General features: G+C 54.9%; 10 protein-coding genes and 1 CRISPR repeat array. Of the genes, 7 read left to right on the plus strand and 3 right to left on the minus strand.

Features of this window, described 5'->3' with window-relative positions; translation table 11 throughout:
* The first annotated feature begins 2 nt into the window (after positions 1 to 2).
* Positions 3 to 4,541: a CRISPR direct-repeat array (repeat unit 32 nt; unit sequence GTCGCGCCCCATGCGGGCGCGTGGATTGAAAC).
* 502 nt (positions 4,542 to 5,043) lie between these two features.
* The 3 genes from KA369_19665 (at position 5,044) to KA369_19675 (ending at position 6,273) form a co-directional block, all read left to right on the plus strand.
* Positions 5,044 to 5,292, plus strand: a complete 249-nt coding sequence (locus KA369_19665) for a hypothetical protein (GenBank protein ID MBP7738203.1) — start codon at positions 5,044 to 5,046, stop codon at positions 5,290 to 5,292.
* Positions 5,289 to 5,732 carry a PIN domain-containing protein gene (locus tag KA369_19670; protein MBP7738204.1) on the plus strand — a complete coding sequence of 148 codons (444 nt, stop codon included), beginning with the start codon at positions 5,289 to 5,291 and terminating at the stop codon, positions 5,730 to 5,732. Before KA369_19665 ends, KA369_19670 begins: the two co-directional genes overlap by 4 nt.
* Before the next feature lie 160 nt (positions 5,733 to 5,892).
* Positions 5,893 to 6,273 carry a DUF1801 domain-containing protein gene (locus KA369_19675; GenBank protein MBP7738205.1) on the plus strand — a complete coding sequence of 127 codons (381 nt, stop codon included), beginning with the start codon at positions 5,893 to 5,895 and terminating at the stop codon, positions 6,271 to 6,273.
* Between the two features lie 114 nt (positions 6,274 to 6,387).
* Here KA369_19675 and KA369_19680 read toward each other — a convergent pair whose 3' ends face one another.
* The 3 genes from KA369_19680 to KA369_19690 all read right to left on the minus strand — a co-directional run bounded on the left by KA369_19680 (position 6,388) and on the right by KA369_19690 (position 10,277).
* Complete coding sequence (locus KA369_19680) at positions 6,388 to 7,980, minus strand: PAS domain S-box protein (GenBank protein MBP7738206.1); 1,593 nt, start codon at positions 7,978 to 7,980, stop codon at positions 6,388 to 6,390.
* Positions 7,981 to 8,383: 403 nt separating this feature from the next.
* The gene (mltG, locus tag KA369_19685) at positions 8,384 to 9,349 is read right to left on the minus strand and encodes an endolytic transglycosylase MltG (GenBank protein MBP7738207.1); all 966 of its coding nucleotides are present in this window, start codon (positions 9,347 to 9,349) and stop codon (positions 8,384 to 8,386) included.
* A gap of 4 nt (positions 9,350 to 9,353) precedes the next feature.
* Positions 9,354 to 10,277, minus strand: a complete 924-nt coding sequence (locus KA369_19690; GenBank protein MBP7738208.1) for a DNA-protecting protein DprA — start codon at positions 10,275 to 10,277, stop codon at positions 9,354 to 9,356.
* A gap of 115 nt (positions 10,278 to 10,392) precedes the next feature.
* Between KA369_19690 and KA369_19695 the strand changes: the two genes are divergently transcribed.
* The 4 genes from KA369_19695 to KA369_19710 all read left to right on the plus strand — a co-directional run bounded on the left by KA369_19695 (position 10,393) and on the right by KA369_19710 (position 15,135).
* Positions 10,393 to 10,779 (plus strand): STAS domain-containing protein, encoded by a 387-nt coding sequence (locus KA369_19695; protein MBP7738209.1) that lies wholly within the window; start codon positions 10,393 to 10,395, stop codon positions 10,777 to 10,779.
* A 368-nt stretch (positions 10,780 to 11,147) separates the two neighbouring features.
* A complete protein-coding gene (locus tag KA369_19700; protein ID MBP7738210.1) occupies positions 11,148 to 13,022 on the plus strand; it encodes an acyl-CoA dehydrogenase in 1,875 nt (624 codons plus the stop codon).
* Positions 13,023 to 13,237: 215 nt separating this feature from the next.
* A complete protein-coding gene (gene dprA, locus KA369_19705; GenBank protein ID MBP7738211.1) occupies positions 13,238 to 14,482 on the plus strand; it encodes a DNA-processing protein DprA in 1,245 nt (414 codons plus the stop codon).
* A gap of 41 nt (positions 14,483 to 14,523) precedes the next feature.
* Positions 14,524 to 15,135 carry a hypothetical protein gene (locus KA369_19710; GenBank protein MBP7738212.1) on the plus strand — a complete coding sequence of 204 codons (612 nt, stop codon included), beginning with the start codon at positions 14,524 to 14,526 and terminating at the stop codon, positions 15,133 to 15,135.
* Positions 15,136 to 15,156: the final 21 nt, after the last annotated feature.

Consider the following 15,156-nt stretch of genomic DNA (forward strand, 5'->3'; position numbering starts at 1 on the left):
CAGTCGCGCCCCATGCGGGCGCGTGGATTGAAACTCGAGCCATTGCCAGACGTTCCCGGTCATATCATAGTCGCGCCCCATGCGGGCGCGTGGATTGAAACATCGAGATAACCAAGCTTGCCCAGGAGCGCCTCAGTCGCGCCCCATGCGGGCGCGTGGATTGAAACCTGAGAAACCTGTCACCAAAGTGAAGGTAGAGACGTCGCGCCCCATGCGGGCGCGTGGATTGAAACCAAGCGGGTTCCTATGTCACAATAGCAATTAAATTGTCGCGCCCCATGCGGGCGCGTGGATTGAAACAAGAAAACCTTGATATTACTGTTGGATTTGGAAAGTCGCGCCCCATGCGGGCGCGTGGATTGAAACCACGTCGGGGAGGTAGTCTTCGCCGTATAACTTACGTCGCGCCCCATGCGGGCGCGTGGATTGAAACTTTTCGCGGGCATTATAAAAGTATTGCCACAGCTGTCGCGCCCCATGCGGGCGCGTGGATTGAAACGCTATAAATCGCCGCAAGCCAATTCATGACATCCTGTCGCGCCCCATGCGGGCGCGTGGATTGAAACGAGTCAGGAACAGCGGGAACAATTAAAACCAAAGTCGCGCCCCATGCGGGCGCGTGGATTGAAACAGGGATATTGGAGATACTAAAAACCGCATTGTGATGGTCGCGCCCCATGCGGGCGCGTGGATTGAAACATGGTGCCTTTCGCCTGAATCTCCATTTCGCGAAGTCGCGCCCCATGCGGGCGCGTGGATTGAAACATATAATAATGCACTATACCACCACTATAATAATGTCGCGCCCCATGCGGGCGCGTGGATTGAAACAAAACTACTTAAACCGAAAAAGATAATCGCTAAGTCGCGCCCCATGCGGGCGCGTGGATTGAAACTTCGTAAAGGTATCGGGAGTAAAGATAGGAGAGAGTCGCGCCCCATGCGGGCGCGTGGATTGAAACAATATTTAAATTATTAGAGCAAATAACATTTATAGTCGCGCCCCATGCGGGCGCGTGGATTGAAACTTTTTCTTGACTTTCTTAAGATATAAAGATATATTGTCGCGCCCCATGCGGGCGCGTGGATTGAAACAAATGGTAAAATGGTATATATGTATGGTTGGACAGTCGCGCCCCATGCGGGCGCGTGGATTGAAACACTCGTGTAAAGTATCACTCTACCGATGTTATAAAAGTCGCGCCCCATGCGGGCGCGTGGATTGAAACCCGGAGTATAATATCCGCTCGTCGAGGTCCTTGTGTCGCGCCCCATGCGGGCGCGTGGATTGAAACTATAATCCTTGTATACTGACCCACCCGGATCAAGTCGCGCCCCATGCGGGCGCGTGGATTGAAACAATGATATCATTGACCCCTTTGTCACCATACCCGGTCGCGCCCCATGCGGGCGCGTGGATTGAAACAAAAACTCCCCGGTAAAGCTGATCTTGTTCGCCGTCGCGCCCCATGCGGGCGCGTGGATTGAAACACTATTAGGTGTGATTGCGAGACTCCTACCGAGAGTCGCGCCCCATGCGGGCGCGTGGATTGAAACCTTCAATGGTCGCACACTTAACCGTGCCTGGGGCCGCGTCGCGCCCCATGCGGGCGCGTGGATTGAAACACCCGTTACGCTGACCTTGTGGCGATATTCCAGGAGTCGCGCCCCATGCGGGCGCGTGGATTGAAACTCAGCCCGGACTGTGAAGAACCGTCCCTGGGACAGTCGCGCCCCATGCGGGCGCGTGGATTGAAACGACGATGAACGGGAAACCGTGAAGACTATTCAGTGTCGCGCCCCATGCGGGCGCGTGGATTGAAACGCGGGTCTTAAAGTCCGTGTCATCGGTAAGCGGAAGTCGCGCCCCATGCGGGCGCGTGGATTGAAACTACGTCAGGGTCACCAATCTGACAATCGACGCATGTCGCGCCCCATGCGGGCGCGTGGATTGAAACAAGCAGCGCGACAACGATGTTTTTACGCGCCTGGTCGCGCCCCATGCGGGCGCGTGGATTGAAACTACTTGTGTGAAATATCACTCTACCGATGTTATAGTCGCGCCCCATGCGGGCGCGTGGATTGAAACTTTGTTATCCCTTGCAATGTAAAAAACAATTCAGATGTCGCGCCCCATGCGGGCGCGTGGATTGAAACCTGATAAATCCCGGCGCTGCTCGATGATCACCGGGAGTCGCGCCCCATGCGGGCGCGTGGATTGAAACTCAATAGTTCAACGGCTACCGCGGAGGCCCGGCAGTCGCGCCCCATGCGGGCGCGTGGATTGAAACTATACCCGTCCACTTGTTCAGTTACTACTGTTTGTCGCGCCCCATGCGGGCGCGTGGATTGAAACGCGGATAAGTGCGGAGATTCACAATTCGTCTGAGTCGCGCCCCATGCGGGCGCGTGGATTGAAACATGATGGGCGGTATGCAGATCGCGCTCGGCACCTGTCGCGCCCCATGCGGGCGCGTGGATTGAAACAAGGAGATTATGGAGGGGGCCCGGGAAGTGCATCGTGTCGCGCCCCATGCGGGCGCGTGGATTGAAACAAATCTCGCCCCACCACCTGGATTATCTCCGGCGGTCGCGCCCCATGCGGGCGCGTGGATTGAAACACGGCGGGTATCGGCGTCCAGGTGCAATTCGCGGTCGCGCCCCATGCGGGCGCGTGGATTGAAACCAGTACATAACACCAATTCCCGGACCGACCCCGGTCGCGCCCCATGCGGGCGCGTGGATTGAAACCCGGTATACAATGACGGTATATTTCCACGGCGATGGTCGCGCCCCATGCGGGCGCGTGGATTGAAACCCTAATATACTTAATTATTATTGTATTAAAGATAGTCGCGCCCCATGCGGGCGCGTGGATTGAAACGCCTCCCGCAGTTGCGCTTGCATGGCGTTTACTAGTCGCGCCCCATGCGGGCGCGTGGATTGAAACAAAATTGACCTGTGATACTGTCAGACCTAAATTGTCGCGCCCCATGCGGGCGCGTGGATTGAAACCGATAATATCCTATTATGTCACATACTGCATGGGATGTCGCGCCCCATGCGGGCGCGTGGATTGAAACTTTTGATTGTGCCGACAATAAAGAGCGTATACAATGTCGCGCCCCATGCGGGCGCGTGGATTGAAACATCGCAGGTATAACTTGGGCGATAAGCACGATATGGTCGCGCCCCATGCGGGCGCGTGGATTGAAACGAAGATTTGGGCTTGCACAGGTGGTTGGGTGAAGTCGCGCCCCATGCGGGCGCGTGGATTGAAACATGGATGTCGCCGCCTATCCGGTGCGGCTTGACCCGTCGCGCCCCATGCGGGCGCGTGGATTGAAACTGCAAAACAGATGCTTTAAAATCAGTAAGGTCGGGTCGCGCCCCATGCGGGCGCGTGGATTGAAACTGCCAGAGATGGCAAAGCACATTCCCGAGTAAAGGTCGCGCCCCATGCGGGCGCGTGGATTGAAACAATCATAGAAAAGGGTGACCTGGTTATAATGACGTCGCGCCCCATGCGGGCGCGTGGATTGAAACAACACCCGGGGTTTGACTTGGAAACGCTACTGCTGTCGCGCCCCATGCGGGCGCGTGGATTGAAACAACACCCGGGGTTTGACTTGGAAACGCTACTGCTGTCGCGCCCCATGCGGGCGCGTGGATTGAAACATCGAAAATGGGATCATTAAAACCGGACGTCAAGTCGCGCCCCATGCGGGCGCGTGGATTGAAACAAACCTGTTATTTGTAATAGGTTTTAAATTAAATGTCGCGCCCCATGCGGGCGCGTGGATTGAAACTCCGGTTATCATGGGTAGACGATTGCACAGCGCATGTCGCGCCCCATGCGGGCGCGTGGATTGAAACCTTCCTGATACGCTCCTGGTCTTTCTTGATGGTTGTCGCGCCCCATGCGGGCGCGTGGATTGAAACCAGTACTGATTGACGAACTGTTTCTCGCTGATCCCGTCGCGCCCCATGCGGGCGCGTGGATTGAAACCCTCGTCTTACGGTCGTAGTCTACAAGTAGAATGTCGCGCCCCATGCGGGCGCGTGGATTGAAACGCAAATCGATTGATTTGATATACCACCGCCGCTTGTCGCGCCCCATGCGGGCGCGTGGATTGAAACTAAAAAACCTCGAATGCCATGGATGCGGGGTAATGTCGCGCCCCATGCGGGCGCGTGGATTGAAACAGATGAGCAGAAGGCCCAGGTCCTACGCCTGCGGTCGGTCGCGCCCCATGCGGGCGCGTGGATTGAAACCTCAAACGTCTTGCGCGGCTGGTCCGGGTCGGGCGTCGCGCCCCATGCGGGCGCGTGGATTGAAACAAGTGCTTGTTCCTGAACCGTCCGCACCAGATGGTTGTCGCGCCCCATGCGGGCGCGTGGATTGAAACAGTGCCGCTATGCTCGCCGCCGTAGCTAATGCCGTCGCGCCCCATGCGGGCGCGTGGATTGAAACAAGGAACTTGTCGTCATCACCCGCGACCTGCGGCGGTCGCGCCCCATGCGGGCGCGTGGATTGGACTTCGACAAGCTCAGGCGCCGTAGTAGCAGTGTGCTGGTCGTGTCTTGTTGTGTGGCTTATCTGTAGTCGCCGTGCACGACGCACGGCGTCGCGAGGATGGCCCAGGATGGGCCTTCCGGAGCGAAAGGAAGAAGACACTTAAGTCCATCGCCTTAAAACAAACAAAAAACACAAGCTTTCAAAAGCATATAAACCTGAAAAACGTAAAGGGCATTAGAAGTCAGCCTCCGCCGGCGATTGAGGCGGCGGGGAAAAGAGGAGCGCGAGGGGAAAGGGGCGCGGAGCCCCTGTCCCCTCGCAAAAATGCCGACCGTCTCACGGTCAAGCCCCTGCCCCTGGATAGGGGTGTCTCGATTTTGCCGAACTTCCGGCAAAACATAGAAAACCATGACCATAAGGGGGGGCGTGGATTGTTTATATAATAAAGTAATTACAATTTATCAATAACACTTGACTTCTACGTGATAAATAATTATATTGTTACGTAATAGAGGATTAAACCCATGAATACAAAATTAACCCTTAATATTGATAAAAATATCATTAATAAAGCTAAAACCTATGCCTCAAACCAGCGCATCAGCCTATCCAAACTTGTCGAGGAGTATTTAAAGTCACTTTCCAGTGGTTCCAAAGAGGAATTCGTTGTTGCTCCTATTACAAAAGAATTGAGCGGGATTATTAAGAAAAAAACCAAAATTGACTATAAAAGTACCGTTGAAGATTATTTAATTACTAAGCATATTAAATGAAAGATAAGCTATTCATTGACTCTGATATAATTCTTGATATTGCACTATCCCGCGATCCACATTTCCTTTCTTCTTCAATAATTTTCAGTCTTAGTGAGACAAAAGCGCTGGAAGGCTTTACTTCGTCGGTTGTTGTTTCTAATCTTTATTATATATTGAGAAAATTAGAATCGCATAAAGCGGCTATTGATTTTATATCAAAATTACGATTAATTATAAAAATACTACCCGTAACTGATGAAATAATTAAATTGGCTCTTGAATCTAAATTTAAAGATTTTGAAGATTCATTACAATACTATGCAGCGTTAATAAATAATATTGAGTATTTAATTACTAGAAATGTAAAAGATTATTCACGTACAGAGATTAAAGTCCATACTCCTGACGAATTTATAAAAATAAAAAAAATAAAAAAGCATGTGGGCACCGGCGGCTAACCAAGCATGGCAGCTCCGCTTCTCGCTCGCTAAGGCTCGCTGCGGTGCTCGGCAAATCACTCAAGGGCGTTTGGCAATCTGGCTTCGCCGGTCTTCGGCCATGCCGGGAATGTTGTGCGAAATGTTTTTTAATTTTCCTGGACTACACGGAGGGAACTTTATGGCGAAATCGACTCAATTTAAATCAATTGATGAATATATTGATCGACAACCTGAAGAAGCGCGGAGATTGTTACAAGACCTGCGCTCCGCGATTTTAAAGGCGGTTCCCAACGCGACGGAATTATTCAATTATGGTGTCCCAGCCTTTTCTCTCATTGAGGGAGGGAAAAGGGAAGATCAAATAATGATAGCCGGATTTAAAAATCATGTCGGCCTGTATCCTCATCCGACTACCATTGAACATTTTGCCAGGGAGCTTGAAAGATACAAACAGGGCAAGGGATCCATTCAGTTTCCATTCAATACTTCTATACCCAAAAGTCTTGTTACAAAAATGATAAAATACAGAAAATCACTTATTGAAGGAAAAAATAAATAAAAAGCGCATCATGCGGCAGGGCATATCGGCTTTTACTGGTCCTTTCACTACGGTCGTAGTCAGCCAACTGAACAGAATGCACGACGTCAGTGATGGGTTGTAGGCTCTTGGCCATCAGAAACGTATCATGATCCTGGTGCCGGCCGTTGAATCTATCCGCATATCTCCCTTCAGCTGGGTGACCAGGCTCCGCACCAGGATCATCCCGAGGGAGGTGCCGGAGCCCGTGTCCTCGACGCCGCCCACCCCGTCATCCGCCACGGTGAGCTCGTAGCGGCCGCCGTCCGTTCCGTTCATCAGCACTTCGATCCGTCCCACGCGCCCGTCGGGAAATCCGTGCTTGACGGAGTTGGAAACCAGCTCGTTTATAATGAGCCCGCACGGAATGGCCCTGTCGATGTCCAGGCGGACGTCCTGGATCCGCACGTCGGTCGTGATGCGCACTCCCGCGGGATACATGGTCATGATGCCGCCGACGAGGCTTCTGGTGTATTCGCCGAAATCTATTTCAGCGAGATTCTCCGACAGGTAAAGGTGCTCGTGGATGAGGGCCATCGATTTCACTCGGTTCTGGCTCGCGCTGAAAGCGTCGTGGACCGCAGGGTCCTTGAGCGCGTCCGCCTGCAGGCTCATCAGGCTGGATATGATCTGCATGTTGTTCTTGACGCGGTGGTGGATCTCCTTGAGGAGCACCTCCTTCTCCGCGAGACCCTTTTTCAACAGCTCCTCGGCGCGCTTTCGCTCGGTGATGTCCGAGTAAACGCCGAAGGCCGCGATAATGGCGCCCGACCGGTCGATGATAGGCTTTCCGGAAGCCAGGGCCCAGCGGAGGCTCCCATCGGCGCGCTGAAAACAGACTTCCGCGCCTTCGACCGTTTTACCCCGAAACGCCTGAAATGCCGGCATTTGTTCAAGGTCTGTTTCCCGGCCATCCTGCATGAGGTAGCGCCAGGTGCGTATTTCGCTGACTTTGTCCAGTGTCAGACCGACATATATCGACACGTTTTCCGCTCCAATCAGGTCGCGCATGGCCTGATTCAAGTACCGTAAGGTTTCCTCCGGTTTTTCGTACACGACCATGGCGACAGGGGATTGCTCGATGATTGATTCCAGGAGTAACCGGGTTTTTTCCAGCTCGGCGGCGATTTCAGCCAGCTCCGCGTTTTCCCTGCGCGATTGCTGATGGCGGAGCATCGCCACGACTGCAAAGAGCAGGATCACTGTCAAACCGGTTATCGCGATCGGCGTAATCAATCGGGAGACGACATACATGCGCCAATCCGCCGCGTCGAAATCCATACCGAAAACGGCAAGCAACCCGCCCTGTTCGTCGGTAATGGGAATCAACGCGCTGATCCAGGTTCCCCAGCGATCGGTAAAAGGCGGGCTTATCATTCCCTTTTTTGCGGTAAGCACTGATTTCAATGTGGGGGAATCTTCATAGTATACGGTGCCCGGAGGAGTGTAATCCGGCGAACCATCCGGCGCCGTTCCCATGAAGAAGAAAGGATCCGAGCCGGGCCGCCGTCCCATCAGATACAGGTAGCGGTACCGGGGATTGGCCTCGCGTATCCGCATCAACTTGTCGCGCAAATAACGGTAATCGGGCGATTGTACGTCCTTTCCCGTGCCGGTCAGCCGTTTGATGACGGCTACGTCCAGGGCCCTGGCCAGCATCTGCGCTTCGCTCATCATGACGGTGCGCATAAACGCATCGGCCGAGCGGGACTCAAACCACGTAGCCAGGGCCCCCAGAACCAGGAATAAAAGGGTCAACACAATCACAAGGCGATGATTGATAACGCTGGTTCTGCTGGCTTTTCTGGTAGGCGGTATAGTGGTCATTTTTTGAGAGCCATACTAATCAACTCAACGGTTTCAGTATAAGGTCATACTGGCTATTTTTTTACGTTAAGCGTACGCCTGTACGTAGCGGTAATCTCCATCCCGGGGTGAAGCCTTCCCAACTGTTTTATAATGTGCTTAAAAAATACGAAGGAGTCAACATATTTATTTCAGGCCTCATTCATAAATTCATTCCCGGCGTACCGATAGATGAAAATGAACGGTAAACTTCGAAGGCCGGGATGCGCATTCCCGCCTTCGAAGTTTATTTTCCCCTCTGGTACTTCCGCACCGCCTCGTTATGCTCCTTCAGCGTCCTGGAAAAATGATGGGACCCGTCGTTCTTTGCCACGAAGTAGAGGTAGTCCGATTTCATGGGATACATGGCCGCCAGGATCGACTCCCGGCCCGGCGAGCAGATGGGCGTGGGGGGCAGGCCGGTCCGGCGGTAGGTGTTGTAGGGCGAGTCGGACCTGAGGTCGCTCACGGTTATGGGGCCGGTGAATTTTCTCACCGCGTACCGCACCGTCGGATCGCAATCGAGCCTCATGTTTTTCCGGAGCCGGTTGTGGAAGACCGATGATATGAATTCGCGCTCGTTGTAGACCTTCGCCTCCTTCTCCACCAGGGACGCCATGGTCAGGATCTCCCTTGCGGTCATGCCGGGACCGTAGGCCGGCCGGTCGCCCAGGACGGTCATCATTTTCTTCTGTATGATGCCGATGATATCCCGTGGGTCGGAGCCCTCGGGAAAGACATAGGTGTCCGGGAAGAGGTACCCCTCGGCCGTGGGGGAATCGACGCCCAGCGTTTTCAGGAAGGTCTCGTCAAAGGCGTGATCGAGGAAGGCGTTGTAATCGCAGACGCGGTTGGCCTCCAGGCGTTCCGCGATCTGGTAGAGGTTGAATCCCTCGGGGATGGTGACCTTCCGCGATAGGATATCGCCGCGGGTAAGCTTTCTCAGGATCTCCAGGGAATTCATGCCGGCGAAGATCCTGTAGGTGCCGGCGCGCACATGGCGCCGGTCGGCGATATACGAGGAGTAAACAAAAAAATCGCCGCTGCGGATCAGGCCGCTCTTCTTTAAATTACCGGCGATGCGGCGCATCGAGTCGCCGTAGGAGACGGTAAAGGCGCTCTCCCGCATGCCGGGAGGGGCCGAGTTAAGGTACAGGAGCAGGGCTATCCCCGCCAGCGCCGGGACCAATACCGCGATGAATAATTTTTTCATGATCCTATCCGAATTTCGCCATTCCTATGATGCGGTCCATGTTGGGGACCACCATGCCGTTTTCCATCCTTCCCATCACCGCCAGGCCGCCCAGGTTATCCATTATAATCTTGTTGCCGTCGGCGTTTTTCGGATACTCGCCATATTGGGTCGTGAAGAGGGGGACCTTCAGGTTGTGGGCCGACTTGGCCGCCTCGAAGATGCCGCCTTCGGCCGGGGCCTCGACGATATACACGGCGTAGGAAAGGGCGCAGATGATCTTGTTCCTGATAAAGGCGTTGAACCTGTTCGGCTCCCTGGCCGGGTAGAAGGGCGAGACGACGGCCATGGTGTCCGGGTTCATGACATCGCGGAGCATTTCCGGCACCGTGAGGTGGAACATGCCGTAGGGCACCAGGGCGATCGTGCCGCCGCCGTTGAAGATGGCGGAGCGGTGCGCGACCAGGTCGGCTCCCCGGGCATACCCGCTGATGACCGGGATCCCGTGCTTCGCCAGCTCCCGGGCCGCCTCGAAGGCGATCATCTCCCCCTTGTCGCTCACGTCCTTGTCGCCGAGGATGGCGACGCCTTTCCGCTTGAGCAGTTTCACGTTCCCGTAAACATACAGGAGGGGAGGGATCGCGTTCCCCAGGGTCTCCCTGAGCCTGGCCGGGTAAGAATCGGAAAAGAACGTGATCACGTCTATTCCCGACTCGAGGAGCCTGAAATAATCCTCCTCTATTTTGGGAAGGGCATCCTCCATGGCGGCGACCGCCTCGGCGATCTTATCCGGGAAGCGGAATTCATTCCTGATCTCCTCCGCGGAGAGGCCGCACAGGTCCGCCACCGAAAGGCCCTGCTTTTCCAGCGCCTCATGTATCTCCATCAGGTGGGCGGGGCCGATGCCGTGGGTCTGCTCAAGGGCTATCCAGTATTTTGTGCTGTTCATAATGTTTAATAGTGCGAGCCGGGGCATGGCTCCCCGACGGACATGGTATGCGACATTAGCGGGATATGATTAAAAAGTCAATAAAATCCTTTCATTAAAAATCCTTGAAAAAAACGTGAAAAATCCCCATATTGGAACCATGGAAGGCGATATAAACATCAGCGACGACCATGGCCTCCTGGTAATCGAGATCATGGTCGAGAAATTCGATTTCTTTCTCATATCCGACCATGCGGACCGGCTCCGGGACCTCCTGGCAGGACGGAGCTATCCCCCAGCTATTTTTGATCTTACCAGGGTCAAGGTCATAGATTCCAGCGTTTTCGGCTTTCTCCTGGAAATACGCAATACCATGAAAAAAAAGGGCCGTGAGATAGCGGTCGTGTGCGTTGACCCTGAAGCCCTCCACGTGATGGAAATGCTCAAGGTACCGCGGTTTATCCGGGTCTTCCAATCACGGGACGGGGCCGGTGAATATTTAAACAGTTTGGGAGTTCTGTGAAATAATCCGACGCCGGATTGACCCTCCGGAAGGGACGGTCTGTTTCGTCCATCCGATATACAATATTCATCCTCCGTCTAACCTCGGTATCGTAACAGGCCGCTAATCATCAATGCCAATAAAAATTGGCTGAAATCCAATTAATTCCGTTGACAGATAATTCACAGCTTTTATTTTTAAAAGAGGTAAAATTTGTATATCAATACAATTTATAGCTTGACCTGATAGATGGCAAAGCGAATTTTAGATCAGGTTAGCACACGGTTTCAGCGGCATGGCCCCATCGAGCCCTGGGATCCGGTCAACCATGATTATTTCTATCTTTTCGGGCAGTAAACTAATTAAACACAAATAAGAGGAGGTTCCTAATGGCATTAAATACCTTGATTGATTCCAGAGACGTACGTTTCATTCTCTTCGAACAGCTGGAACTGGACAAATTCTGCGCCAAGTATCCCCGCTATGCCGATTTTGACAAGGATACGCTGGAAAGCACGCTCGATCTCGCCGAAAAGCTGGCTGTCGAGAAAATCTATCCTACCTACAAGGATGGAGACAGGGAAGGATGTACCTTCGTTCCCGATACCAAAGCGGTAAAGATCCCCAAATGCTACAAACCGGCCCTGGATGCGTATTACGAGTCCGGCTTTATCGGCACCATGGAAGACGCCGAGATCGGCGGCATGGGAATGCCGGCCCTGATGTACATGACCGTTAACGAATTCCTCTGCGCCGCCAACTATAACATCATGATGTATCCCGGCCTCTCCCACGGCGCCATGGGTATGATTCACACCCACGGGACCCAGGAGCAGAAGGATACGTATATCCCGAAGATGATTTCCGGGGAATGGGGCGGCACCATGTGTCTGACCGAGCCCGATGCCGGTTCCGATGTCGGCGCCCTGAAGACCAAGGCCGTCAAGCAGGCCGACGGTTCATACAAGATCACCGGCCAGAAGATATTCATCTCCTCCGGCGACAACGACTATTACAAGAACATAATCCACCCTGTCCTTGCGCGGATCGAAGGCGACCCGGCGGGCACAAAGGGTATCTCCATTTTCATCGTTCCCAAGTTCCTGGTCAACAAGGACGGATCCCTCGGCGCCCACAATGACGTGAACTGCGCCGGCATCGAGCACAAGATGGGGATCAAGGGTTCCGCGACCTGTACCCTGAGCTTCGGCGACAACGGGACCTGCAAGGGCTTCCTCCTCGGCGAAGAGCGGAAAGGCATGAAGATCATGTTCCAGATGATGAACGAAGCCCGTCTGGGCGTCGGCATGCAGGGCCTGTCGTTGGCCAGCGCCGCCTACATGCACTCCGCCACCTACGCGAAGAATCGTATCCAGGGCGCCCATGTCACCCAGATGCTGAATCCCGAAGCCAAGGGCGTCAATATCAGCCAGCACCCCGACGTCAAGCGGATGCTCCTCTGGATGAAGTCCCATGTCGAGGGAATGCGGTTCATCACCTACTACCTGACCCACGCGCTTAACGTTGCCGCGGTCGCCGAGGGCGAAGAGGCCAAGGAAGCCCTGGCCATTGCCGAGATCATGGTCCCGATCAACAAGGCCGGCAACACCGACAAGTCCGTTGAGATCACATCCGAGGCGATGCAGGTATACGGCGGATACGGATTCTGCCAGGAGTATCCGGTCGAGCAGATGATGAGGGACTCCAAGATCACGGCGATCTACGAGGGAACCAACGGCATCCAGTCGATGGACCTGACCATGCGGAAGATCCTCATGAACCCCGAGCAGTACAACTACCAGATCCTCAAAAAACGGATCGCCGAAGCCGTCAAGAAGGCCAAGGGCATCGTCGATGACAAGTATATCGCCCTCGTCGAGCGCGGCGTTCAGAAGCTCGACGAAGTCATCACCATGATGAAGGACCAGATGGCGAAGGGCCAGTTCCTGCACCTGTTCATGAACGCGACGCCGCTGCAGCAGGCGATGTTCATGCTCTGCATGGCCTGGGGCCACATCTCCTCCCTGACCATCACCCAGCCCAAGATGAAAGAGCTGGTGGGCGACAAGAAAGGCGAAGAGCGCGAAAAGCTCCTCAAGGAAAACGCAGATGCAGCGTTCTACACCGGCAAGGTCCTCGCGTCGCAGTTCTACCTCGGCGCCGAGTTCCCCAAATACTTCGGCAAGATCGAGGCCCTTATGTTCGGCGAATCGGCCGTCATCAAGGCGTCGGATCCCATCTTCACCGGGATGCTCGAGCAGTAACAGACAGTATAAACGAGAATCGCAAAAGGCCGTCCTTCATGGACGGCCTTTTTTTTGACGACGAAGGCGGGGTCACGTGACCCCGCCTTCGTCGTCGATGGGACAAAATACTTTCCAACATTTAATAACAAAAAATTAAATTTATATTGATAAAAAATATATAGTGTACATATTTATGTCACATTAGAATTAATTGCCAATAATTGCTGAAAATGATGAATAATTTTTACAAAGGGCGGTCCCTGTTCGTTACCAGCTATGACAAGACCTTGAACAGGAGAAAACCGATAGTGAAGCAGGGAATGTTATTCATGCCTCCCGAGCCGCATCTAGCCGCCGCGCCCCTGACCGATGACGAGCGGATTCATGCTGTCGCCCTTTCCATACTATCTTCTCCCGGGGCGAACAGGGTATGGTCGATAGGCGCTTCGCGCAGGCCCGATGAGGCGTACCGGATGATCAGCGCAGGCTGCGTTCCATCGACCCAGGCCTATCTCGCCGAGGTTTATCCCGCCGATCCCATCGCGGCGGCCTGGGTTATCGCGCGGAAGGCAGAAGAACAATCGATCAGGATACTCACCTGCTGGGACCGTGAGTATCCGCCCCTGCTGAAGGAGATCCAATGCCCGCCCCTGGTCCTGTACCTCAAGGGATCGCTTCCGGAAGGACCGGCCGTAGCCGTCGTGGGCACGAGAAGGGCGGACCCCAGGTCTTCGGCCGCGGCTCGGCGCCTGTCCCGTGAGCTCGCGGGACAGGGCTTCGTCATCGTGAGCGGCATGGCCGTGGGGATCGACCGGGAAGCCCACCTGGGGGCCCTCGACGCCGGAGGGCGGACCGTCGGCGTCCTGGCCAATGGAATCGATATTCTCTATCCCTCGCCCAACCGTGACCTGTACCGCTTGCTGGAATCGGCCGGGGGCTCGGCCCTGGTCTCCGAATATCCGCCCGGGATCTTCGCCGGCCGCTGGACCTTCGTGCGGAGGAACCGTATCATCAGCGGCCTCTGCGCCGGCACCGTGGTGGTCAAGGCGGGGGAGCGGAGCGGCGCCCTCATAACGGCGCGTCACGCCATGGAGCAGAACCGCGAGGTCTTCGCCTGTGCGGGGGGGCCCTTCGAAGGGGATTACGCGGGATGCCATCGCCTCATCAGGGACGGGGCCGTCCTGGTTTCGCGCACGGAAGACATCATCGCGGAGCTGATGCGCGTTCCCGTCGAGGCGATTGCGAACATGGCCGGCGCCGCCATGGGAGCGGAAGGGAAGGGCCGGGATGCCGTGGAAGAGCCTCTCCCGGATTCGCTGGAGGGGAGTATACTGGGCCTCCTCTCGCAGGGGGAACGCGATATAGATTCCATTATCAGGGACCTGGCCGTTCCGGCCGGCGAGGTCAACGAGGCCGTCATTTCCCTCGAGCTGGAGGGGAGGATCAGGCGGAACGGCAACACCGTCGCGCGGGCCTGAGGAGCGGCGCGATCCGTGTCATCATCATTCAGGGTGCGGTTATGAAAGTAAAGATCATTTTTATCGTTCTGATATCCGTCCTCATGGCGATATCGGCCTCGCAGATATTCACGATACCTCCCTATGCCGGGGACATCTTCCCCGTGTACAGGTCGGGCTACTTCAGCGAGCTCGACCGGGGGTTCGGCGTTATCGCCGACGCCTTCGTCGGCATCAAGTCGATGGCGAAGCCCGAGTACGCGTGGATATTCCTCGCCGATACCGGCATCGCCCATGACATGACCATCAAGGTCTACGACTACCGCGGCCGCCTGGTGACGGCTCCGGGGGAGAAGAGCGCCAGGCAGGACAAGAAAATATACGGCATCATCAACCGGATCAAGCCGTCGATCCATTCGGAAATACGGGGCGGCAGGTATTTCTCCGTGATACCGATGAAGTCGCGGGGCGAATGCGCTTTCTGCCACACCCGCGTAAACCGGCGCGACGTGATCGGCGCCCTCAGCTTCGAGAGGCCCTATGACGCGCATATCTATTATTCATCGGAGCGCATTATCATATTCATTCTCATCACCATGGCGCTCGGCGCGCTCCTCTACCCGGTGGCGCGCTGGAACCCGGGGAAGAATATAAAAGAATTATTTGACAAATAATAACATATATTTCCAGTTGTT

The organism is Spirochaetota bacterium (assembly GCA_017999915.1).
In the GTDB taxonomy this organism is placed as follows: domain Bacteria; phylum Spirochaetota; class UBA4802; order UBA4802; family UBA5550; genus RBG-16-49-21.